This is a genomic window from Vampirovibrionales bacterium (assembly GCA_016712355.1).
Taxonomy (GTDB): domain Bacteria; phylum Cyanobacteriota; class Vampirovibrionia; order Vampirovibrionales; family Vampirovibrionaceae; genus JADJRF01.
In genome coordinates this window covers 273,818-295,661 of the sequence record JADJRF010000005.1, presented here as the reverse complement: position 1 = coordinate 295,661, position 21,844 = coordinate 273,818, and the positions used below count along the sequence as shown (strand labels likewise).

19 protein-coding genes are annotated in these 21,844 nt (G+C 59.4%); 5 read left to right on the top strand and 14 right to left on the bottom strand.

The genetic code is table 11. The features are described from left to right. Positions 1 to 10: 10 nt before the first annotated feature. On the bottom strand, positions 11 to 556 hold the full coding sequence (locus IPK79_02755) for a hypothetical protein (GenBank protein MBK8189347.1): 546 nt from the start codon (positions 554 to 556) through the stop codon (positions 11 to 13). Positions 557 to 935: 379 nt separating this feature from the next. On the opposite strand from IPK79_02755, the gene nagA reads away from it, so the two are divergent. Beyond that, complete coding sequence (gene nagA / locus IPK79_02750) at positions 936 to 2,165, top strand: N-acetylglucosamine-6-phosphate deacetylase (GenBank protein MBK8189346.1); 1,230 nt, start codon at positions 936 to 938, stop codon at positions 2,163 to 2,165. A 43-nt stretch (positions 2,166 to 2,208) separates the two neighbouring features. Here the strand turns inward: nagA and glmS are convergent, their stop codons facing one another. Together glmS and IPK79_02740 are read right to left on the bottom strand one after the other, a co-directional pair. Then, a complete protein-coding gene (gene glmS / locus IPK79_02745) occupies positions 2,209 to 4,143 on the bottom strand; it encodes a glutamine--fructose-6-phosphate transaminase (isomerizing) (GenBank protein MBK8189345.1) in 1,935 nt (644 codons plus the stop codon). Between the two features lie 214 nt (positions 4,144 to 4,357). After that, complete coding sequence (locus tag IPK79_02740; GenBank protein ID MBK8189344.1) at positions 4,358 to 6,034, bottom strand: hypothetical protein; 1,677 nt, start codon at positions 6,032 to 6,034, stop codon at positions 4,358 to 4,360. 376 nt (positions 6,035 to 6,410) lie between these two features. Between IPK79_02740 and rpmG the strand changes: the two genes are divergently transcribed. The 4 genes from rpmG (at position 6,411) to IPK79_02720 (ending at position 10,106) form a co-directional block, all read left to right on the top strand. Next, positions 6,411 to 6,584: a 50S ribosomal protein L33 gene (gene rpmG / locus IPK79_02735; GenBank protein MBK8189343.1), complete on the top strand. Its 174-nt coding sequence runs from the start codon at positions 6,411 to 6,413 to the stop codon at positions 6,582 to 6,584. Between the two features lie 96 nt (positions 6,585 to 6,680). Next, positions 6,681 to 7,160, top strand: a complete 480-nt coding sequence (ndk, locus tag IPK79_02730) for a nucleoside-diphosphate kinase (protein MBK8189342.1) — start codon at positions 6,681 to 6,683, stop codon at positions 7,158 to 7,160. A gap of 60 nt (positions 7,161 to 7,220) precedes the next feature. Continuing rightward, positions 7,221 to 8,393 (top strand): aminotransferase class I/II-fold pyridoxal phosphate-dependent enzyme, encoded by a 1,173-nt coding sequence (locus IPK79_02725; protein ID MBK8189341.1) that lies wholly within the window; start codon positions 7,221 to 7,223, stop codon positions 8,391 to 8,393. A gap of 48 nt (positions 8,394 to 8,441) precedes the next feature. Next, a complete protein-coding gene (locus IPK79_02720) occupies positions 8,442 to 10,106 on the top strand; it encodes a hypothetical protein (protein ID MBK8189340.1) in 1,665 nt (554 codons plus the stop codon). 10 nt (positions 10,107 to 10,116) lie between these two features. Here IPK79_02720 and trpA read toward each other — a convergent pair whose 3' ends face one another. The 11 genes from trpA to IPK79_02665 all read right to left on the bottom strand — a co-directional run bounded on the left by trpA (position 10,117) and on the right by IPK79_02665 (position 21,840). Next, positions 10,117 to 10,947 carry a tryptophan synthase subunit alpha gene (gene trpA, locus IPK79_02715; GenBank protein MBK8189339.1) on the bottom strand — a complete coding sequence of 277 codons (831 nt, stop codon included), beginning with the start codon at positions 10,945 to 10,947 and terminating at the stop codon, positions 10,117 to 10,119. 6 nt (positions 10,948 to 10,953) lie between these two features. Beyond that, positions 10,954 to 12,615, bottom strand: coding sequence for an NADH-quinone oxidoreductase subunit NuoN (gene nuoN, locus IPK79_02710; GenBank protein ID MBK8189338.1), 1,662 nt, complete (start codon positions 12,613 to 12,615; stop codon positions 10,954 to 10,956). Beyond that, complete coding sequence (locus IPK79_02705) at positions 12,612 to 14,294, bottom strand: NuoM family protein (GenBank protein ID MBK8189337.1); 1,683 nt, start codon at positions 14,292 to 14,294, stop codon at positions 12,612 to 12,614. The genes nuoN and IPK79_02705 overlap by 4 nt, the downstream gene beginning before the upstream one ends. 18 nt (positions 14,295 to 14,312) lie before the next feature. Next, the gene (nuoL, locus tag IPK79_02700; GenBank protein MBK8189336.1) at positions 14,313 to 16,298 is read right to left on the bottom strand and encodes an NADH-quinone oxidoreductase subunit L; all 1,986 of its coding nucleotides are present in this window, start codon (positions 16,296 to 16,298) and stop codon (positions 14,313 to 14,315) included. 48 nt (positions 16,299 to 16,346) lie between these two features. Next, positions 16,347 to 16,667, bottom strand: a complete 321-nt coding sequence (nuoK, locus tag IPK79_02695; GenBank protein ID MBK8189335.1) for an NADH-quinone oxidoreductase subunit NuoK — start codon at positions 16,665 to 16,667, stop codon at positions 16,347 to 16,349. 41 nt (positions 16,668 to 16,708) lie between these two features. After that, on the bottom strand, positions 16,709 to 17,383 hold the full coding sequence (locus tag IPK79_02690) for an NADH-quinone oxidoreductase subunit J (GenBank protein MBK8189334.1): 675 nt from the start codon (positions 17,381 to 17,383) through the stop codon (positions 16,709 to 16,711). A gap of 36 nt (positions 17,384 to 17,419) precedes the next feature. Beyond that, on the bottom strand, positions 17,420 to 17,923 hold the full coding sequence (locus tag IPK79_02685; GenBank protein ID MBK8189333.1) for an NADH-quinone oxidoreductase subunit I: 504 nt from the start codon (positions 17,921 to 17,923) through the stop codon (positions 17,420 to 17,422). Next, positions 17,920 to 19,161: an NADH-quinone oxidoreductase subunit NuoH gene (gene nuoH / locus IPK79_02680; protein ID MBK8189332.1), complete on the bottom strand. Its 1,242-nt coding sequence runs from the start codon at positions 19,159 to 19,161 to the stop codon at positions 17,920 to 17,922. The genes IPK79_02685 and nuoH overlap by 4 nt, the downstream gene beginning before the upstream one ends. A 108-nt stretch (positions 19,162 to 19,269) precedes the next feature. Then, positions 19,270 to 20,589: an NADH-quinone oxidoreductase subunit D gene (locus IPK79_02675; protein ID MBK8189331.1), complete on the bottom strand. Its 1,320-nt coding sequence runs from the start codon at positions 20,587 to 20,589 to the stop codon at positions 19,270 to 19,272. A gap of 25 nt (positions 20,590 to 20,614) precedes the next feature. Next, on the bottom strand, positions 20,615 to 21,103 hold the full coding sequence (locus IPK79_02670) for an NADH-quinone oxidoreductase subunit C (protein ID MBK8189330.1): 489 nt from the start codon (positions 21,101 to 21,103) through the stop codon (positions 20,615 to 20,617). Beyond that, complete coding sequence (locus IPK79_02665; protein MBK8189329.1) at positions 21,100 to 21,840, bottom strand: NADH-quinone oxidoreductase subunit B; 741 nt, start codon at positions 21,838 to 21,840, stop codon at positions 21,100 to 21,102. The genes IPK79_02670 and IPK79_02665 overlap by 4 nt, the downstream gene beginning before the upstream one ends. Positions 21,841 to 21,844: the final 4 nt, after the last annotated feature.

Sequence of the window (21,844 nt, the reverse complement as noted above, 5' to 3'; positions counted from 1 at the left end):
GCAGCGGGACTTAGCGATTGCCCATGTCATCGACGTTGGGCAGCTTGGGCGACGTGTTGGACAGAATAAACAGATCGATGATTTCCGACAGCTCGTTGGCTTTGCCCTGATAGTACTTGATATCGGACTCCAGCTTACGAATGACGGTTTTATACTCTTCGATTTTCTTGATATTGGCGCGCACCGCGTCGAGCATTTCTGACTGGGCGGATTGGGCTTCCGTCAGCACGTCTTCCATTGAAATGCCCATGGCTTCCATGGTCAGACGGATGATTTGCGCCCCAGTCTGCTTGGTCACGCCATCGGGCAGGTCGTTGACCAGGCGGATCAGCGTGCGCACGTTGTTGCTGAATTCCGTATCGACGTCGAGCCCCAGATCGTGGGAGTCCGGGTGCAGGGCGGGCATTTTATCAAAGCCCATGGCGGCCGGGGTCATGGTGGCGGCGCTGGGCGCAGCGCTGGCGCGTTCGGGTTCGTCATGGCTGGCGCCTGCCCCGCTGGCGCTTCCCATCATGGGGGGTCTGGACAGATCTTTGTAACCGGATAAATCTTGCATGCTTCCTCCCGCAACTCGTTGCGCATTTGACCATACTGCCCGGCGTTCCGTCTGATTGACGACGCCTTTTTCGGGGCCTGCCTGTGAAATCCGCCGGGAACGGCTGCGCCGATGCAGGCGCGGCATCAAGCCCGATACGGCATTTTGGATCAGGACTTGAGAAAATTCAAGCCCCGAATCCTGCGCATCAGCGGCATGACGCGAACATCAAACCTCTGGCATCGACCCCATTCGGGGCTCTTGCCTGCGTTCGCTTTCATGAGCCTTTCGTTTATAATCGCAGACGATCCGCTCGCAGTCGTGGGGCTGCGTGGCAAAGAGATTTACGTCAGGATTCACTTCAGGCAGGTCAGATTTCTCAGAGAGGCGACGCGCGATTGTGACCCGTCATGGCGCTTTAACCCTGATTGCCGGGGCCCGGGTTCTCAAACCGGACGGCCGGTTCTATGAGGAGACCGTCATCCTTGAAGGCGCGCGCATTCTGGCTCTGGAAGCCGAGACGCCGGGCGCGCTGCTGCTCAATCATGACGACGTAGAGGTGATTAACGCCGAAGGCGCGCTGCTCACCCCTGGCTTAATCGATCTGCATATTAACGGCGCGTTTGGCTGCGATTTTAACGCGGCCCCCATTGCTGAGATTCAGAGGGCGTTGCGTCTGCTGGCCGCGCGCGGCGTGACCTCCGTTGCGCCGACGGTCATTACGGCGGCGACCATGGACATGCTGACGGCCATCAACACGCTGGAAGAGACGATTCATCAGGCCCGGCCCGATTTATGCCGCATGATCGCCATCCACGTGGAAGGCCCCTATATTTCCGCGCGCTACCGCGGCGCGCACCCGGCGGAGGACATTCCTGAATCCATCGGTATCGAAGAACTGCGCGCCTTCACGTCGCCGCATGTGCGGATCATGACGCTGGCCCCCGAGCGCGATCCCCAGGGCCTTAAAATCCAGTACCTGACGGAAAAAGGCGTTCGCGTCAACGCGGGCCACACCAACGCCGGCAGTGACGAGATCACGCGCGCCGTCTCGCAGGGGGTGAGCGGGGTCACCCATCTGTATAACGCCATGCGTCCCTTCCATCACCGCGATCCCGGCGTGATTGGCGCAACGCTGGCTATCCCGCAGCTTTATGCCGAAATCATCGCTGACGGCGTGCATGTGCATCCGACCGCGCTGCAGGCGGCGGTGCGCGCCAAAGGACTCAATCGCATCATGCTGGTGTCCGACGCCATGGCGCTGGCGGGTTTGCCGGAAGGCTCTCAATGCGTCTTTGCGGGCCAGACCGTGACGCTGCGCCGTGGAGAAGCCCGCAACGAGGAAGGCAATCTGGCGGGGGCGGCGTTTCTACTGGACGATTGTATTCGTCGTCTGGTGAAGAGTCGGACGCTGGGCTTTGAGCAGGCGCTCACCATGGCCAGCGCCACGCCCGCAGAATATTTGGGCCGCTCAGAGGACTTGGGCCGCATTGCTCCCGGGTGTCTGGCTGATCTCGTTCTCTGGGACGCGGCCACGCTGACGGCCAAAGCGACCTGGGTAGATGGCAAGCTGGTCTATGAAGCCGACGCCGCCCTGAATCGAGGCCTGTCGCGCGCCGCCCTGTCGTAATCGCAGGCTTAGGGGGGGCGAATTCCGAGGGGCGTTTGACGTTCTATTCGACCGTGACGCTTTTGGCGAGGTTGCGGGGCTGATCCACGTCTTTGCCCAGATATTCGGCCATATAGTACGCCAGCAGTTGGAGCGGGACCGTCATGATCAGCGGCGACAGCAGCTCGTCGGTTTGAGGCATTGCCACGATAGATTCAAATGTTTGCGCCGCCTTGTTGCTGTCCAGCGTTGCGCTGGTAAAGGCGATCACATGGGCGTCGCGCGCCTTGGCTTCCTGGCAGTTGGAAATCATCTTCTCCAGTAGCGGACCTTGCGTCACCACAGCGAAAATCGGCAGTGAATCATCAAGCATCGCGATGGGCCCATGCTTCAATTCGCTGGCGGAATAGCCTTCGGCGTGAATATAGCTGATTTCCTTGAGTTTGAGCGCGCCTTCCAGCGCCACGGGAAAGTTAATGCCGCGCGCAATGAACAGCGCGTTTCGCGTCGAGCAAAAATGCCGCGCAATCGCCTGAATTGGCTCCGGGGCGCTGAGCGCTGATTCTATTTGCGCCGGAATGCGCAGTAACCCGGCCTTGAGATCGCTCAGTCGCTGGGGATCTGCGCTTTGGCGCAATTCGGCCATCGCCAGCCCGAGCAGGTACAGGGCGATGATCTGGGCGGTGAAGCTCTTGGTGGCGCAAACGCTGACTTCTACCCCCGCGCGCACGGGCACGGCCAAATCCGATTCGCGCCCCAAGGTGGAGTCTTCGCGGTTGGTGATGGTTAAGACGCGCGCGCCCAGCCGCGCCGCTTGTCGGGTTGCCTGTAGCGTGTCGGCGGTTTCGCCGGATTGCGAGATGGCGACCAGCAGGGTGTTTTCGTCGACAATCGGGTTGCGGTAACGATACTCGCCCGCCGATTCCACCTCGACGGGAATGCGGACCAGATCTTCAATGAAATACTTGCCTACCAGCCCGGCGTTATACGACGTGCCGCAGCCGACAATCACCAGTCGAGACGTTTTCTTCAGCAGCGCTTCAAGCTGCTCGACGGCAGGAGAATCTTCCGATTCCAGGGGCAGCAGCCGAATCGGATGGTGGGGATCCAGCAGGCGTCCGCTGAGTGAATTGCGCACGACGTCAGGCTGTTCATGAATCTCCTTGAGCATGAAGTGCTTGAAGCCCTTTTTGTCGATTTGCAGCGGGCCCATATTCACGGTTTCCAGCTCCGGGGTCAGCGCGCCGCCGTCAAGATCGCACAGGTGAATGCCGTCGGGTCCGACGTCGACGATCTCCTGATCGCGTAAAAACAGGATGCGCTGGGTGTGCGGCGCAATGGCGACCGCATCGCTGGCGATGACGTATTCGCGCTCGTCGCTGCGCCCTTTGTCTACAAAAGCCTCGCCCACCACCAGCGGCGCATGATGACGCACGGCGAACAGGCGCGCCGGAAAGCGCTTGTGAATAATGCTCAGCGCATAGGCGCCCTCGACGCGTTGCAGCGTCTCGCGGATAATCGCGCGAAAGTCGTCGACCGTCTCGCACGGCATCTCGCTGGCCAGTTGCTCCAGCAGTTGAACGACGCATTCGGTATCGGTATCCGACACAAACGAACGGCCTTTGGCTTGCAGCGCCTGCTTAATCTCGTAGTAATTCTCGATAATGCCGTTGTGAACCAGCGCGATTTCCTGCTGATCGCCCATATGCGGATGCGCATTGATATCGTTGGCTGCGCCGTGCGTCGCCCAGCGGATATGGCCGATGCCGACATGCAGTCCGCTGGCGTTTCCGGCCGTCATGGCAGGCGTTAGCGTCTGGGCGAGCAATTGCTCCAGATTCATCAGCTTGCCCGCCGCCTTATACACATGAAACGCATTCTGCGGATCCAGAAACGCCACGCCCGCCGAATCATACCCGCGATACTCCAGCGTGCGCAGGCTTTCAATCATGATCGGAATAACCGAGCGCTTGCCCAGATAGCCAACGATTCCACACATGGCGATGTCGCTCCTCGCGCGGTTGATACAGGCCGTTTACAGCCCTGCGCCTGAATAACAGGCGGACGAACAAGGGCCTATCATGGCCAAAAAACCAGCCGATAGCAAGACGCGGCCCGCGAGTGAAGCGGGCCGCGTCGATTGCGACGTTATAAAGTGAGAGTGAGCGAGAGAAAAGCCGGGGCGTCGCCTGAGAGCATCGCCTGTGCGTTGCTTATGCGCGGAGCTGGCGTCTACCCACCGGTTGCGCGGTTGGCGACATGGGCTGAACCTGAGACCACGGCATGCCGCTCGCGGTTGACGCGCCTCCTGAAGACCAAGCAGCCGGAGCGGTTTCAAACAGGCCGGTGAACATGGGGTCTTTTGCCGGTTGCGGCGCGCCCAAGGCCAGAGACGCAATGCCGTCAAACGTCCGGTTTGTCCAGTTGGCGACGCGATCGGCCAGGCTGGGTTTGCCCGAAGCGTCGTTGGCAGCTTTTTTCTCTTCTTTAGCTTGAGCTTTTCGGAGTTTGGTCTCCTCTTTGCGCGCGCGATCCTGTTCGACAAGCTGCTCGACGCGCTGGCGAGAGCTTTCTGCGGTTTGTTGCGCGACGCCGTCATAGTATTGTGCGGCGCTGGCTGCTTTATCAGCGGTCGACTGCACGGTCTGGGTAGCGGAGTCGGCGGCTTGCTCTGCGCTGTACAGAGCGGCTTCCTGTTCAGAGGCGGTTTTGGCGCGCGTCGCGTTTTCCAGCGAATACGCCATGCGGTCTGAGGCGTTTGCAACCGCCGCTTCGCCGTCTGCGACAATGGCGTCAATGCTTTGCGTCGCATTGGCCATTACTTTTTGAACCGCCGCCTCGCCGCTGCTGACGGCGTTTTGAACGGCCGCATTCGAGCCGCTCGCGTTCGAGGCCGGCGCGCTAATGGCGCTAACTGCGGTCGACTGGCTGGTTTGAATACTGGCGGTGGAGGCCGTGGCCGCTGAACTGGCGGGCGCTGCTGCCGCTTCCTGCGCGGTGCGCGTCACGGTTTCGCGGCTGGCGGTATTGACGTTGGCGCGCGGATCGGTCAGCGACGCAGAAGACGTGGTGACGGAAGTCGGTTTCGGCGCCGGATTGGAGGGCGCTTCCGCCGCCTTGACGGTTTGCTCGGCCACGACCGGGGCTTTGGACGGCTTGAGATCTTTTGGGCTGTCTGCTGCTTTGGCGGCGGCTTCTTTCTGAGCCTTTTCAATTTCTTCTGCACGTTTTTGTTCGAGCTTGGCGGCTTCCTGTTTTTGTTTTTCGAGTTCGGCGGTTTGTTTTTCCTCGTCTTTTTTCTGCTGCGCCGCTGCGGTAGCCGCTTGTTTCGCGTCGACCTTGTCGGCTTCTTTTTTGTCTGTTTCTTTCTGGTCCGCTTCTTTGTTATCGGCCTGTTTAGCTTTGGCGGCTTCGGCTCTCTGCTTTGCCTCCTCATAGCTTACTTCGCCCGGATTGTCCGGGTTGCTGGGCGTTTTTTCTGCGCTATCGACGCTATCGGCAGGCTTCTCTGCTGCGGTTTTAGAGGGCTCGGCCCCGTTTTTCTTCTTGGCGGCTTGCTCAATAGCTTCGGTCGCGGGGGTGGGCGCGGCTTTTTTGACAATGCCCGGCGCGTTTTCGGAATTGCCCGCTAAATGCTGCCCTGCGATGAAGTTCACTTTTGCGGCGTTGCCGGTCTTTTTGACGCTGTCTTGCGTCTTGGCTTCCTGTTCGGCTTGGGCGGCCTTTCTCTCGGCCATGATTTCCCTGAAGCCCTTCTGGCCGCTATCTCCCGTAGATTCTGCGCTTGCGGCTGCGCTGGACGCCTCAGCGTCAGCGGCGCCGCTTTTCTTGTCAGAGGAAGCGACGGGAATCGTCATCAAATTTGGAAATTTAAGGGACACGTCGCCCATGGCTGGTCACCTTCAAGATTTCTCTTCCCTGAACGATACCTGGGGTTAATTACTCAGCATGAAACGGATCTGACTCAGAAGAATATCAGTCTTCAAATAAATAAAAACAACTGTTGTTCTCGAATTGATATCCGCAAGCAAAAATTAAGAAATTGGCAACGCTCAGAATGGGCGGGCGTTTCTCCGATTTTGCCTCAGAAGCCCGCATATCTGGCGCATATCCGCAGGCGCCATGCCGTATCCGGCTGTTTGCGGGTTCTCCCTTCCCAAAGAGCTGCTCAGGCCAGGGCGGGGCCAGGCTGCTTGCAATCGATGCCTTTCTGGTACAATGCAGGCTCCTTTCGTTTTCTCAATCCCAGCTGGAGTTATCGATACCATGGCCAAAAAAGGCAAAGGCAAGGGCGTGACCCACATCCGCCTTAAAAGCACGGAATCCGGGCACGAGTACCACTCGCGCAAAAACAAGCAAAAGCATCCGGGACGTCTTGAACTGCGCAAATACGACCCCATTGCGGGCCGTCATGTGCTGTATCGCGAAGAGAAAAAATAGCGCGTCTCGTCAGTCCGCAGGTTGCGCAGCCGCTTGGCGCTGCAGTTATTAAACTGGTTTTATGGCCACAGATCCCGGGAGATTCATCGATCGACAATGGAACGAACTTTTATTGCGTTGAAACCGGATGCCGTGCAGCGCGGGCTGATCGGCGAGATTATCCAGCGCTTTGAGCGCAAGGGCTTTCAGTTGATTGGCCTGAAGATGATGCAGGTGAGCCGCGAGCGCGCCGAGCAGCATTATGGCGAGCATCGCGAGAAGCCTTTTTTCGGCGGCCTGGTCGCGTTTATTACCAGCGGCCCGATTGTCGCCATGGCGTGGCAAGGGGCGAACGTGGTGGCGGCCGCGCGGACGATGATGGGGGCGACGCATCCCAAGGATGCTGCTCCTGGCACGATTCGCGGCGATTTTTCCGTCGATTTGGGCCGTAACGTGATTCATGGTTCTGACAGCGTCGCGAGCGCCGAGCGCGAACTGGCCCTGTTCTTTTCCCCCGACGAATTGCAGACGTGGGAGCGTGGCGGTGAGCGTTGGCGTTATGAACAGCCCGAGAAAACCGAGGCGTGCGCGCGCTAAGGGGCTCGTTTTCGCTTCTTATCAGGCTTGTAAGCGTTTGCAGGAGAGCGGCGGCAGGTGATGACCCGAGGGTTTTCCTCGTTGAAGGCCGATGCCTTCAGCGAGTCCGTGATTCGCGAGATGAGCCGTCTGGCGAGCGCTCATGGCGCGATTAATCTCGCTCAGGGCTTTCCCGACTTTCCGTGTCCCGAAGAACTGAAACGCGCGGCGGCTCAGGCCCTTTACGAAGACGTCAATCAGTATGCCGTGACCTGGGGGGCGGCGGATTTTCGCGAGGCCATCGCGGCCCATTACCGTCCCCGACTGGGGATGCCCATCGATCCGCACACCGAGCTGACCGTCACGTGCGGCGCGACCGAGGCGATGGCGGCGGCCATGATTGCCACTGTTAATCCGGGCGATGAGGTCATCGTGTTTGAACCGTATTACGAAAACTACGGCCCCGACGCGATTCTGTGCGGGGCGATTCCGCGCTTTGTCACGCTGCATGCGCCCGACTGGCATTTCGACCCGACCGCGCTCAAGGCCGCCTTTAACGATCGGACGCGCGCCATTGTCATTAACACCCCCAATAACCCCACGGGTAAAGTCTTTACGCGCGAAGAACTCGCGCTCATCGCCGAATGCTGCCAACAGTGGGGCGTGTTGTGCATCACAGATGAAATCTATGAATATATTCTGTACGACGGCGCCGAGCATGTGTCCATGCGCAGCTTGCCGGGGATGGCGCCGCTGACGATTGCCATCAACGCGCTGTCGAAAACCTATAGCGTGACCGGTTGGCGCGTGGGCTGGCTGCTGGCCGACGCCCCGACGACGGCGGCGATCCGCAAGGTTCACGATTTTCTAACGGTTGGCGCGCCCGCGCCCCTGCAACGCGCAGGCGTGACGGCGTTGTCGCTGCCGCCCTCCTATTTTGATCAGCTGGCCAGCGACTATAACGCCAAGCGTAATGCCATGATGGCGATTCTGGACGATGTGGGCATCCCGTACTTCCGGCCTCAGGGTGCGTATTACCTGTTTGCCGATATCGCCTCGCTGGGGTTTTCGGATGATATCGCTTTCGCCCGCCATCTTGTGGAAAGCGTTGGCGTGGCGGTGGTGCCGGGCTCCAGCTTTTTCCACCATAAGCCGGATGGCGCCCGTTACGTGCGTTTTTGTTTCAGCAAAACGCCTCAAACGCTGACCGCTGCGCATCAGCGCCTGCGGTCATGGGCGCAGGGCATGGCCTGACGCCGCCCCCTCTGCCCCGTTTTCGTGCGGGCTGGTATGATAGAGCGTATGAGCGCCGACAAATCACAGCCATTTTACGCCTCTTGGTGGTTCGATTGGGTTTTTATCGGCCTGTGCTTCATCGCGGGCTGGTTCTTATGGGACCATATCAGCCAGCACTGGATTGAAAATGCGCCGCTGAGCAATCGATTTCTGGAGCTGGCGCGTTCGCTGGCCTCGGGCGATGGCTATACGTTAACCCATGGCGGCATCCACGGGCCTTACCTGCAAACGCCGCCGTTTTATCCCGCCTTACTGGCGCTGGTAATGACGCTGGTGGGCGCTGTCAGCGGACCGGAACTCTCGGATGCCTTCCTGGCCCTCAATCTGTCGTTATATCTCCTGTCGATTGTCCTGACGTTCGCGTTTTTGAGTCGGCGCATTAAAAAGCCGTATTGCTTCTATATTACGGCCCTCTACGCGCTGTCTCCTCTCACGCTGTCGGCGGCGCAAAGCATGACGCCTGCCATGACCTATCTCATCTGTTCGTTGATGGCGCTGGTTTTCATTGATCGGTATTTTGTTGATCGCAAGGTCGCGATTGCGCGCTGGCCGTTGGTGTGGACCTGCCTGTGGGTGGTCGCGGCGCTGGCAACCAAGAATCTGGGCTTGGCCCTGTTAGGCGCCTTTGTGTGGATGGCGCTGACGAAGCTGGAGTTCAAGCAAGCCGCCACGGTCGTTGCCATCATCGCGCTGATTATGAGCCCCTGGCTGACGCGCAATATGCTTTACAGCAGCAATGATGCGCTGACCACCGTGGAGGTTCAAGGCGTCGAAGATCCCGAAAGCCGCCGGGCGATGCTCAGCCCCTTGCGCTCCTCTCTGGGCTTTGGACGTCAGCTCTGGCAAAATGCAGATGCGCTCAGCGCCGACATCACTGATGCGACGCTGGGAACCGTTCGATTTGAGTATGTGGCCGGGCCACTGCTTCGCGAGACGGGCTTTTCTGACCTGCGCTTTCGCTATGCCCAAGTGAGCTGGATTCGCTGGGGCGTGGCCTTGCTGGCCCTTACGGGACTGGGATTCAGTCTTTATCAGTTCTCTGGCGTCACTGGCATCTATGCGATTTTGTTTATTCTGACGTCTCTGACCCTGCCGTTGGAGAGCAGCCTGTCAGTCGCGCCGGTGCTGCCCTTGCTGTTGTTTTTTCTGTATACCGGCCTGCTGTGGCTGGCGCACGGCTTGGAGAAGATTCTGCAAACGCGTATGGCGCATATCGCGTTCCCCGTGTTAACCGCTCTGATTGCCATCAATAGCCTCGATGGCCATTTGCAGGCGTTTGCCCGCGATAGCGGCGCTGCAACCGCCTTGGGGATGCAAGCGGTCGATGAAGACCAGGCGGTCAGCTTGTCGCCGAAAAATCGTTACTCGCGCGCCATTCGCTGGTTGCGCGCAAACACGACGCAAGATGTCAGGCTGGTGGCGCAATCTGCCGAAGAGATTGAGCGCTATAGCGGCCGCCGGGCGCGCCCTCCGATTAATACGGAGTCCACCGAAGACCTGGCGCAGGAGTTGCTGCAACGGGCCGATTACATCGTTGAAGATCGTAGAAGCGCCGACGCCGGGGCCAGCGCTCTCAGCCCCGCCATTCAGCAGATTTCGCCGCGCCTGAGACTGGCATTTAACGATCGCCGCGCCGACCTGCGCATCTGGCAAGTGACCGCGCGCCCCTGATTCGCCTTGCTTAGAGGCGCACAGCGTCCGCCATGGTCCGAATGTACGCTTGAAGGTCGGCCTGCCAATGGTCCGGGCGCTCTACCATAGATTCGCGCGCGCGTTGGATCACCGCAGAGCCGGTAATCACGCCATCCGCCCCGAGCGCCGTCATTTGCCGCACATCCGCAGGCGTGGAAATCCCGAAGCCGATGCAGGCGGGCAACGAAGATTTTGCCTTGACCCGTTGCGCCAATGCTTGTAACGCCGTGTCATAGCGCGCTTCAACGCCTGTTACGCCCAGACGGGAAACGATATACAGAAATCCGCCCGCCATGGGCAACAAGGCATCCAGCCGCGCATCATCGGTCAACGGCGAAACAATAAAGGCCAGGGACAACCCATGCGCATTAATCGCCGGAGCCAGCTCGCCTGCGGTCTCTGGCGGTAGATCGGGAACCAGAATCGCATCCACGCCTGCGGCTGCCGCATCAGCGCAAAATCGGTCGGCGCCCCGCGCCAGAATCATGTTGTAATACGCCATCAAGCCAATGGGGACTTGCTTATCCTGAGCGCGAACTTCTGCAATCAGGGCGAAGGCGTCGTCAACGCGGGCGCCTGCCGCCAGCGCTTCGGTGGCGGCTTGCTGCAACACCGGTCCGTCCGCCATCGGGTCGCTAAAGGGCAGCCCCAACTCCAGAGCGTCCGCTCCTCCGGCCATCAGCGCCTCCAGAATCTGGCGTGAGGTCTCAACCGTAGGCCAGCCCAGCAGGGTGAACGGGATAAAGGCGGCGCGCCCCTCCTGGGCAAGTTGGCCGAAACGATGCGCGTAGCGATCCGTCGTGGCGGGCGCAGACGTCATGGGCGCCTACGGCTCTGAACGTTGCGAGAGCAGAAAAACCCGCGCATAGGGGTCTGCTTTGCCGAGTTGGGCAATCGCGTGACGCGACAGACCCATGGCAGGCTCTGCGAAGAGGCCCAGTAACAGCGTTGCCGCAGCGCAGATTGCCAGCGTCATCGCCATGGCGAAGGCCGAAGCCGGTTGTCGCACGCCGCGCGACAGACGCTCCACCGGCGAAGACGGCGGCGCGATTGTCATCAGGCGAATGACGTTGAGATAGTAATACAGCGAGATCGTGCTGTTGAGCAGTGCGAACAGAATCAGCCAGAGCGCAGGACCCCCGGTAAGCGCCACCGCCTGAAACAGGAAAAACTTGGAGAAAAAGCCCGCCATAATCGGAATCCCGGCCAGCGATAACAGAAAAATGCTCATCGCTGCCGTCAGCCATGGCTTTTTACGGCCCAATCCGGCGTAATCGGCAAGAGCGTCGCTCCCTGTTTCGTTCTCAAAGCGAATGGCGGCGGCGAAGGCCCCCAGATTCATAAATGCGTAGGTCAACAGGTAAAACAACGTCGCGGGAAGCGCCGCCGTCGCGCCTGCGGCCGCAAGCGCCAAGCCCAGCAGCAGGTAGCCCACATGCGCAATCGTACTGTAGGCCAACATGCGCTTCATGGAGCGTTGCCGCAGCGCCGCCAGATTGCCCCACGTCATCGAAACCATCGCCACCAGCGCCAGCGCGAAAAACAGGGGCGCGTGCGCGTGTCCCTGAAAAGCCGGCATCGGGGCCAGAATCAGCGACACGATGCGAATCGCGGCGGCGAAGGCAGCCAGCTTCGAGATCACCGACAAATAGGCCGTGACCGGCGTCGGCGCGCCTTCGTATACGTCCGGCGTCCATTGGTGAAACGGCGCGGCGGAAAGTTTAAACAGGAGGCCCGCTAAAATCAGCGCCCCCATCGCCGGGGCGATGGCCAGCAGGGGCAGTGGCTTGGCCGATGCGCTCAACGCGGTAATGAGGCCTGCAAAATCCGTGTGGCCGCCGCTCAGGCCATACAGGAGCGAAAAGCCGAACAGCAGACAGGCCGATGCCCCGCCGCCATACAGCAGAAACTTAAGACCGGCCTCGGCGCTGCGGGCGTCATTGCGCGCAAATCCCGCCAGCAGAAACGAAGAAATGCCCAGCGTTTCCAGCGCAACGAAGAACATCACCAGATCGTGGGCCATGGTCAGCAACAGCGCGCCGACGGTTCCGCACAGCAGCAGCGCAAAAAACTCGCCGGATGCCGCCGCAAGGCGTCTTTCCAGATAGCGCCCCGACATCAGAATTACCAGAAACGTGGATAGCAGAATCGTCCATCGCATCAGCGATCCCATTAAATCCACGCGCAACTGCTCGCTCGCCACGGGGATATTCACCGGATCCGTCAATAAAAGCCCCTGCGGGTTCATATGCGTCAGGACAAACAGGGCGCTCATCGCCACACAGGCGACAAAAGAGCCGATTAAGGCCGTGGGCCAAATCTCGCGCCGCAGCGATTCCTGACGGCTTGCGGCAAACAGTAGCAACAAGCCTGCTGTCAACAACAGCAACAATTCCGGCGTGAGCAACAGGAGGTTTTGACGCAGCAAGGTCGCCCCGAGCGGACTATCGAACAGGGCCGCCAGCAGCGCGGGAGGGGATGCGGTCATGGGGCGTTCGTCTCCTGAGGCAAGGGGGAATGAGCAACTGAAGGAAGCTGTGAAGCAGAAACAGTCGAAGAAGAAACGGCGGCGTCCGCCATCGTCACCGGCGCATCAGGCGCCTGAGCGCCGATGATCTGGCGATGGGTCGGCATAAACGCAAAGCGCTCAGCCATCGCCGTGACATCCGGCTCAAAATGACGCGTTAACCATTGCGGGAAGAGTCCGTATAGCAGGACAAACGCGCTCAATGCGCCTAATACGAACGTTTCACTCAGCGTCGCGTCCGTAAGGCCCGTCCAGCGTTCTTTAAGAGGGCCAAAGAAGACGCGTTGCAGCATCCACAGCATATAAGCCGCGCCCAGAATCACGCCGATCGCCGCCAACGCAGTGGCAATCTGCATCGTCCAAACCAAATTCGGACCGGAAGCCGTTGCCCACGCGACGGTAAACGCCCGCGACAGAAACGCGCCGTAAAATACGAGGGTTTCGCTGGCGAAATTCACCAGCAGGGGCAGCCCTAGGCTCGCCAGCGACATAAACATAAAATAATAGAACAATGCCGGAACCTGCTTGCCCAAGCCGCCGTAATCGGCGATTGCCCGCGTGTGCGTGCGCACGTACAGCGTGCCGACGCACATAAACAAAGCGGCGCTGACCAGGCCATGGGCAAACATCACAAATACAGCGCCATTGAACCCGGCGGCATTCATGGCGGCCAGACCCAGCAAGACGAATCCCATATGACTGACGCTGCTATAGGCCACCAGCTTCTTTAAATCTTTCTGAACCATGGCGACGCCAGCGGCATAGACGATATTAATCACCGCCAGCAGCGCGATCCACGGCGAAAACTGGTGCGCCGCTCCCGGCAGAAATTCCCAGCAGAAACGCAGCATCCCGTAAGCGCCCATTTTGAGCAGGACGCCCGCCAGCAGCATGCTCACCGGCGTTGGCGCCTCTACATGGGCGTCTGGAAGCCAGGTATGCAGCGGAACCACCGGTAATTTCACCGCAAACGCGATAAAAAAGCCGGCAAATACGAGCAATTGCGCGCCGGACGCCAGGAAGGGAATCGACGCCTTGACGCTTTCAAACAGAAACAGATTCTCTGGATTCAGGCCGATGGCGCGCCCGTGGACGTACAGGCCTAAAATAGCGGCGACCAGAAAGATAGAGCCGAACAGCGTATACAGCACGAACTTGGTGGCGGCGTAGTCCTTGCGCGGGCCGCCCCAGATGGCGATTAGCAGGTACATCGGGATCAGCTCAAGCTCGTAGAACAAAAAGAAGCAGAACAAATCCCGCGCCAGAAACACGCCCAGAATGGCGCTGGTCAGCGTGAATAACATGGCGTAATAAAGCTTCAGGCGTTTATGGATGCTGGAAACGCTCGCCACGCAGGCCAACGCGACCAGCAGCGTTGTCAGTGTGACCATCGTCATCGACAAACCGTCGGCTCCAACGGCAAAATGGATGCCCAGACCGGGTAACCAGCGCCATGTTTCTGCAGGCGGCAGCGCTGGCGCATTCCAGGCAATCATCGAGTACAGAAACAGCAACGCGGACGCGCCGATGCCAAAAACGTGCAAGTTGCGACCGCCGTCGGCAGACGGTTTGATGAAGGGAATAATGGCCGCAAACGCCAGCGGCAGAAAAATCAGCGTCGCGTAATAAGGGATGGTCATAGGACGCGCGGAACTCCTTTATCGCCAGGCGAGCAGAACAACGACCAGCGCCGTCATGCCGAGAAACAACAGGGTAAGATAGGCTTGCGCGCGGCCGGTTTGCAGATATCGCAGCGCGCCGCCTGCGCCCATTGTCGAGCGCCCGGTCAGATTCACTGCCCCGTCAACGATGTGTCGATCAAACGCGGCGCTTGCGTTGGCAATAGCCAGGTAAGCGCGTTGCGCCAGCCAGTTATAGGCTTCATCGAAGTACCATTTGCGGGCAAATAACGTGTAAACAGGCGACAAGGCGGAGCGAATGGCGTGCGGGACATGCGTCCACGGCTTCCAGTAGAAGGCGGCGGCCAGCGCAGCGCCCGCCAAAGCCACCAGCGACGACAGCCAGCCAATCTGCTCATGCGAAAATCCCCCGTGATGCGACAGACCGCTGACGGGAATCGCCGGTTGGATCAGCGAGGCAAACGACGGAATATCGCCCGCCTGACCGGATAACAGATAGCCGATGAGCAACGACGGCGCGGCCAGTACGACCAGCGGCAGGACCATTGAAGGCGACTCGTGATGCACATGCGCCTCGCCGCGATAGGCGCCGAGAAACGTCATAAAGAACGTGCGGAACATATAAAACGCCGTCACGCCCGCCGTGGCGGTTAAAATCCAGAAAATGGGCGCAGAGTATGCTTGCGCCCCCGCCAGAATCATATCTTTTGACCAGAACCCACTGGTGAGAAGCAGGCCGGAAATCGAAACCGTTCCGATCAAATACGTCCAGCCGGTAATGGGGAGTTTCTTAAGTAAGCCGCCCATCCGACGCATATCCTGCTCATTTTCGCAGGCATGAATCACGCTGCCAGAACCTAAAAACAACATGGCTTTAAAGAAAGCGTGGGTAAACAAATGGAACAGGCCTGCCGCAAATGCGCCGCAGCCCATGGCCGCCATCATAAAACCCAGTTGCGAGCAGGTCGAATACGCCAGCGCCTTTTTGATATCGGTTTGTGTCAGCGCAATCGTGGCCGCCAGAACGGCTGTGATCACCCCAATGATAGCGACCGCGCTCATGGCCTGCGGCGAAAGCTGAAACACAGGATACAGCCGCGCCACGAGATAAACGCCGGCGGCGACCATCGTTGCCGCGTGAATCAGCGCGCTAATGGGCGTTGGGCCTTCCATCGCGTCCGGCAGCCACGTATGCAGCGGAACCTGGGCGCTTTTCGCCATCGGCCCCATAAACAACAGCAGGGCAATCAGGGTCAGGGGAATCGCTGACAGGAACGCCGGGTGCTGCGCGACCAGCGCATTGATGCCGCTAAACGATAACATGGCATTGCCCGGCGCGGCGATCTGCCACTCCACCCACCAGTGCCAGGTGAAAAACAGAAAGGTCAGAATCCCCAGCAACAGGCCGAAGTCGCCGACCCGGTTCATGAGAAAGGCTTTGACCGCAGCGCCCGCCGCCGCCGGTCGCGTGAACCAGAAGCCAATCAGCAGATAGCTCGACACGCCGACCAATTCCCAGAAAATATACATCTGGACCAGATTTGTACTGAGCACCAGCCCCAGCATCGAGAAGTTAAACAGGGCCAGATAGCCGTAGAAACGCGCGTACCCGTCATCATGACGCATGTAGCCGTGCGTATAAATCTGAATCAGCAGGCTGATAAACGTGACGACCAGCAGCATCATGACCGAGAGGGGATCGATCAGATAGCCGACTGAAATCGTGAAAAAGCCAGCCTGGAGCCAGGGCGCGTTGATCTCAACGGTCTGAAGCGCGCCGCTGAGCAATTGCGCGACCAGCGGCAGGGTATGCAACAATCCCAGCGTGGTGGCGAGAATCGTGGCTCCCATTGCCCCTGCGCGCGCCGCCGCCCGAATCCGGGGCGAGGCAGACGTCGCAAACAGGCCCCCAATCAGGGCAATTGCCAGAAACGCCGCGAGCGGATAGACGGGGATAAGCCATGGACGCTGCGTGAACCACAGAGCGAGGGTTTCCAGAGACACCGGCGGAGTTCCTTTAGTTGAAACGAAATCGTTAGGAGGTAAGTCCGACTACCCTTTGAGGGTCGTAAACGCATCCATATCCACGGTTTTACGCTGGCGAAACAGCGCCAGAATCAGCGCGAGACCGACGGCGGCCTCAGCGGCGGAAACCGTCAGGATAAAGATCGCAAAGACATGGCCATTGAGCAGCGCGGCGCCATTAAGCTGCGGCGCCAGGAAATTATTCAGCGCCACCAGATTAATATTCACCGAATTGAGCATCAGTTCCAGCGACATCAGCGCTCGAATGGCGTTGCGACTGGTGAGCAGACCGGCCAGCCCGATGGCGAACAACGTGGCGGCCAACGCCAGATAATGCGTCAGGGTAATGGGGCCGAACAGGGCGGCGAACGATTCAGGCGCAGGCGTCATCACGAGATTCCTTTAACGGAGGAGGCGACGGCGGCGGGGTCCTTATGGTGAAATGTCGCGCGATTGAACGCGGGCGCGGCGTCCTGGGCCAGCGGCGCATTTCCAATGGCGAATTTGACGCCAGCGGCCTGGGCGGCCTTCACCTCATTTAACGTCTTCTTGGCAATCACAATCGCCCCGACCATGGCCGCCAGCAGCAGAACCGAGGCGATCTCAAAAGGCAGCGCATAGCGCGTCATCAGCAGTTCGCCCAACATGGCGGTGCTGCCCTCGCTCTGAAAGCGCGCGATGACCTCGGCAGACATTGCGCCGGTGGTAAACGAGAAGCGCGCGGCGGGTAACAGCAACCCCAATAAGGCGCCTGCGGTCAAAAATCCCAGCGCGCTGCGCCACAGAACCCGTTTGGCCGCATCAGGCGCGTCGACAATTGCTCGATCCCCGGTACACATCACGCCAAACAACAGCACGATGGTTAAGCCGACGGCATATACCAGCACTTGAGCCACTGCCAGAAAATCCGCGTTGTTTAACACAAAAAGCCCTGCCACGCCCATAAAAGCGGCGATTAAAAACAGGGCCGCCATGACCACGCTGCGATGGAACACGACGCCGAGCGCGCCTGCCACGGCAATCGCGGCGAAGATCCAGAAAATCAGACTTTCAACGAGTAACATAGAGGGCGAGGCCCCTTTCCCTTGCCGTCAACCAGCTTAATCGACCGTGGGCGTCAATCCATGCGTGCGACGCCATTCGTCCGATTGCGCGCCATCCAGCGTGAGGTCGAACTTATCCAGCGTCAGCGCCTCGCGCGAGTAATCCGCCAGCTCGAAATCCGGCAGCATCTTAATGCAATCGACCGGACAGACCTCGGTGCAGTTCCCACAAAAGATACAACGACCCATATCAATGGTAAAGCGGTCAATCACCGGCTTCTTGGCGGCGTCGCGATGCATCTCGATTTGAATCAAATCCACGCAGGGGCACACGCGCGCGCACGCCTTGCACCCAATGCACAGGTCCGCGCCGTCCGATTTGGTCAGCAGGCAGAGCCGCCCATGGAAGCGCCCGCTTAATTCGGGCATTGCTTCTGGATATTCCAGCGTGACGGGCTGACGGCCGAAGTGCTTGAGCACCGTTGCCAACCCCCGGCCGATTTCCAGCATGCCGCCGAATAACGGGGCTTGGGGCGCTTGAGGAGGGAGAGGCGAACTCATGAGCGGGCGATCCTCGCATTAAGACGACGGGAAAACGCGCGCGCCGAGGCGACGTAAAAACCGCCGATTCCGACGATGAGCGTCAGGAGCCATGCCAGCGCCATCGGCCAGTTGGCTGCTGCTTGTGCGCCCCAGGCCGCCAGAGAAGACGCAGGCGGCGCCCAGAAGCGCTGCAACGCAACCACAAACACATTAATCAGCGCCAGCGGAATCAGGAACTTCCAGCTAAAGCCCATCAGTTGATCGGGCTTGAGACGCGGCAACGTTCCGCGTATCCACATCGCAAAGAAGATAAAGCCGTAGGTTTTCAGAATAAACCAGAACGCCATCTCCAGTTGGATCAGCAGGCCGCCCAGACTCGGCATGCGGGTCGCTTCGGCCACCCACTGCGCCAGCCCGACGCTTTGCGCCAGGGTCGGCCCAAAGGTCATGTCTCCCCACTGAACGCCCGCCAGCGGCGAAAGATAGCCGCCCGCGAAAAACACCACGGCCAGCGCGCTCATCACAAACAGGGCGGCGTATTCGGCCAGAAAGTACATGGCGAATTTCATGCCGCTGTACTCGGTGTTATAACCGCTGACCAGCTCGCTTTCCGCTTCCGGGAGATCGAACGGAATCCGGTTGACCTCGGCCAGAGAAGCGATCAGAAAAATCAGGAAGGAAACCGGCGTGAGATACAGGCCAAACCAGCCGATCGCGCCCAGCGGCCCTTGCTGGGCCTCGACAATCCCGCGTAAATTCATCGTCCCGGCAAAGAGACAGACGGCCAGAGCGGCCATAATCAGCGGGATTTCGTAACTAATGGCCTGAGCCGCGCTGCGGACCCCGCCCAGTAACGAGTATTTGTTATCGCTGGCCCAGCCCGCCAGTACGACGGCAACGGTGGTAATGGACGAAATGGCGAACAACAGCAGCGCGCCGGTCGGCAGCGAAACGCCCCAGAGGTAATCGGTAAACGGAATCAGCGCAAACAGCGGAAACACCGGAAACAGAAACAGCGCTGGCGCCAGCGTAAACAAGACCTTATTCTGGCCCGGCGTCATAATGTCTTCTTTAAACAGCAGCTTGACGCCATCGGCCAGAGTTTGCAGCAGGCCGGCCGGCCCGACGCGATTGGGACCCTTGCGCTGCGTCAGCCATGCTAGTGCCTTGCGCTCCATCAGCACCATAAAGATAACCGCCGCCTGCGCGAGCGTGGCAATGGCGCCATACACCAGAAATGCCCATACCAGCAGCATAATCGCCTGGACCCCGTCTTGCGAAACGTCGACCCCAACGCGCTGATGCAGGTCGACAAACCAGGCGGGCAATTGAAATGGCGTGGACGCGGGCGTTAATGGGCTCATCTAGCGATCCACCTCCGGTAAAATAACGTCCAGACTGCCAAAAATGGCCATCAAGTCAGGATACAAATTGCCCACCATCATCGAAGGCAGGATGGACAGGTTCGAAAACGAGGCCCCTCGCCATTTCACGCGATACGCTTTGGGCGAACCGTCGCTGATTAAATAACAGCCCAGCATCCCGCGAGGCGATTCCACTTGCGCAAACGCTTCTCCCGCAGGCGGTTTCCACGTCAGCAGGTTGATTTTAGCGCCCTGAAAACGGCTGTCGAAATCCAGCTCCGGCGCGGGAATGGCCGCTTGCGCCACATCATCGGGGCTGGGCGTTTGTTCGGCTTTTTTCGCCAGCGCGACGCGCTTTTTGGCGGCGTCAACCGTATCGGCGATCGCTTGATATTCGGCGCGCAGCGCGTTGATTTGCGCCGTGTCGCCGCCCGGAATCTGATCCAGCGCCTGATGCACGATGCGCAGTGATTCGCGCATTTCGCCCATCCGCACGACGTAACGCGCGTACACGTCGCCGACCGTCTGCGTCGGGACGTCGAAGTCGACTTCGTCGTAGCAGCAATACGGATTGGTCTTGCGGAGATCTTGCGCCACGCCGGACGCCCGCAGCGAAGGACCGGTCACGCCGTAAGCCAGCAGCGTCGGCTTGTCCACAATACCCACGCCCACGCAGCGGTCCAGAATAATCGGATTCTTATTGACGATGGCCTCGTATTCGTCAAAACGATGCGGCAATTCATTAATGACGCGGCGCACTTCATCGAGCCAGCCGGGCGGCGCATCCTGATTCAGACCGCCGAAGCGGTAGTAGTTATACATCATGCGCGCGCCGGTAATGCTCTCCAACAGAGAGAAAATTTTCTCACGATCGCGAAACGCATAGAAAAACGGGCTGCTTGCCCCCAAATCGAGCAAAAATGTCCCGAACCACAGCAAATGAGAGGTAATCCGGTTTAATTCCATGGTGATCATGCGCAGGTACTGCACGCGGCGTGGAACGGAAAGCCCCGCCAGGCGCTCCAGCGCCGTGACATAGACGTAATGATCATAAAAAGAAGAGAGATACTCGACGCGATCAATCGTCGGCTGATACTGAAAATAAGAGCGGGTTTCGGCCATTTTCTCCTTGCTGCGGTGCAAGTAGCCGATGACCGGCTCCATGGCCTTGACGACTTCGCCGTCAAGCGTCGTCACCAGGCGCAGTACGCCGTGGGTGCTGGGATGCTGGGGCCCGATATTGACGACCATATCTTCGGTCGCGCCGTCTTGTGACGGCTGAAAGGTCTCCAGAATGCCTTGCGGTAATGCGGTCGTCATGAAAAAAAGCGCTTTCGTAACACCATTAGCGGTGATTCCATACCAGACGGGGATCGTTTTCCACGTAGTCCTTGCGCAGCGGATGCCCAATCCAGTCGGCTGGCATCAGAATGCGGCGCAAATCCGGGTGCCCTTCGTACACAATGCCCATCAAGTCGTAGCTCTCGCGCTCGTGCCAGTCGGCGGCCGGCCACACCGGGGTCAGGCTGTCAACGCGATCGGCGTCATCCGCGCGTGTTCTGAGGCACAGGGTGTCATGCGTGTCGAGTGAATATAAATGGGCAAGCGATTCGCGGTAGTCGCTGCGATCGACGCCGCTGACGCTCAGCAGCAAGTCGAACTGACAAACGTCTCGCAGAAACGTTGCGACCGCCAGCAGCGCATCGGCGCGGACGTCCAGCATCTCAACCCCGCAGGCGTCGAGCGCTGACGATTCCACCGGGAATCCCGCGTCGGCCAGACGGGCGGCATAAGAGGCGCTGATGGACAGGGCGTCGGCGTCGGGCGCGTTCATGAGATCTCCCGCTTCATAATATACTCCTGCGGCGCGCGCTCATGACGGAATTTAACATTCCCACGGACCCGACGCCCGTCGCGCCGAAGCGCATCGGCGTCATAGGCCTCGGTTTGTACGCCCCAGCGAATATGCTCTTCGTATCCCTGCAACGGCAGCAGAACGTCGCCCGGGCCAATCGCTACGCGGGGATGGTGATCGCGCGCACGTTCGCGCCGATCGGCCAGCGACTCGTCGCGGATTTTCTTTTGCAGCAGAATCAGCGCATCGAGCAGGGCTTCGGGGCGAGGCGGACAGCCGGGAACGTACACGTCCACCGGGATCAACCGATCCACGCCGCGCACCACCGAATACGCGTCATTTTCGTACATGCCGCCAGTGACGGTGCAGGCGCCCATGGCGATCACGTATTTGGGCTCTGGCATCTGCATATACAGCTTGACCAGCGCCGGCGCCATCTTATGCGTAATCGTGCCTGCCGTAATAATGAGATCCGCCTGTCGCGGCGTGGCGCGAAACACTTCCGATCCAAAACGGGAAATATCAAAGCTGGAGGCCGTCGACGACATCATCTCGATGCCGCAGCACGAAGTTGCAAACACCAGCGGCCAGACCGCATTGGAGCGCGCCCAGTTATAAACGGCGTCAACCGTCGTTGTCAGTACGCCAGCGCCTTCCAGCATTTGCTGAAGCGCGACCAAGGCGCGGTTTTGCGAGGATTCATCCGGTGCCAGCATGTAG

Coding starts and splice junctions, on each gene's coding strand:
- IPK79_02755 (MBK8189347.1), bottom strand. CDS start 556: ATGCAAGATTTATCCGGTTACAAAGATCTGTCCAGACCCCCCATGATG.
- glmS (MBK8189345.1), bottom strand. CDS start 4,143: ATGTGTGGAATCGTTGGCTATCTGGGCAAGCGCTCGGTTATTCCGATC.
- IPK79_02740 (MBK8189344.1), bottom strand. CDS start 6,034: ATGGGCGACGTGTCCCTTAAATTTCCAAATTTGATGACGATTCCCGTC.
- rpmG (MBK8189343.1), top strand. CDS start 6,411: ATGGCCAAAAAAGGCAAAGGCAAGGGCGTGACCCACATCCGCCTTAAA.
- ndk (MBK8189342.1), top strand. CDS start 6,681: ATGGAACGAACTTTTATTGCGTTGAAACCGGATGCCGTGCAGCGCGGG.
- IPK79_02725 (MBK8189341.1), top strand. CDS start 7,221: ATGACCCGAGGGTTTTCCTCGTTGAAGGCCGATGCCTTCAGCGAGTCC.
- IPK79_02720 (MBK8189340.1), top strand. CDS start 8,442: ATGAGCGCCGACAAATCACAGCCATTTTACGCCTCTTGGTGGTTCGAT.
- trpA (MBK8189339.1), bottom strand. CDS start 10,947: ATGACGTCTGCGCCCGCCACGACGGATCGCTACGCGCATCGTTTCGGC.
- nuoN (MBK8189338.1), bottom strand. CDS start 12,615: ATGACCGCATCCCCTCCCGCGCTGCTGGCGGCCCTGTTCGATAGTCCG.
- IPK79_02705 (MBK8189337.1), bottom strand. CDS start 14,294: ATGACCATCCCTTATTACGCGACGCTGATTTTTCTGCCGCTGGCGTTT.
- IPK79_02690 (MBK8189334.1), bottom strand. CDS start 17,383: ATGTTACTCGTTGAAAGTCTGATTTTCTGGATCTTCGCCGCGATTGCC.
- IPK79_02685 (MBK8189333.1), bottom strand. CDS start 17,923: ATGAGTTCGCCTCTCCCTCCTCAAGCGCCCCAAGCCCCGTTATTCGGC.
- nuoH (MBK8189332.1), bottom strand. CDS start 19,161: ATGCTGCTGGTATGGGCATTTCTGGTGTATGGCGCCATTGCCACGCTC.
- IPK79_02675 (MBK8189331.1), bottom strand. CDS start 20,589: ATGACGACCGCATTACCGCAAGGCATTCTGGAGACCTTTCAGCCGTCA.
- IPK79_02670 (MBK8189330.1), bottom strand. CDS start 21,103: ATGAACGCGCCCGACGCCGACGCCCTGTCCATCAGCGCCTCTTATGCC.
- IPK79_02665 (MBK8189329.1), bottom strand. CDS start 21,840: ATGCTGGCACCGGATGAATCCTCGCAAAACCGCGCCTTGGTCGCGCTT.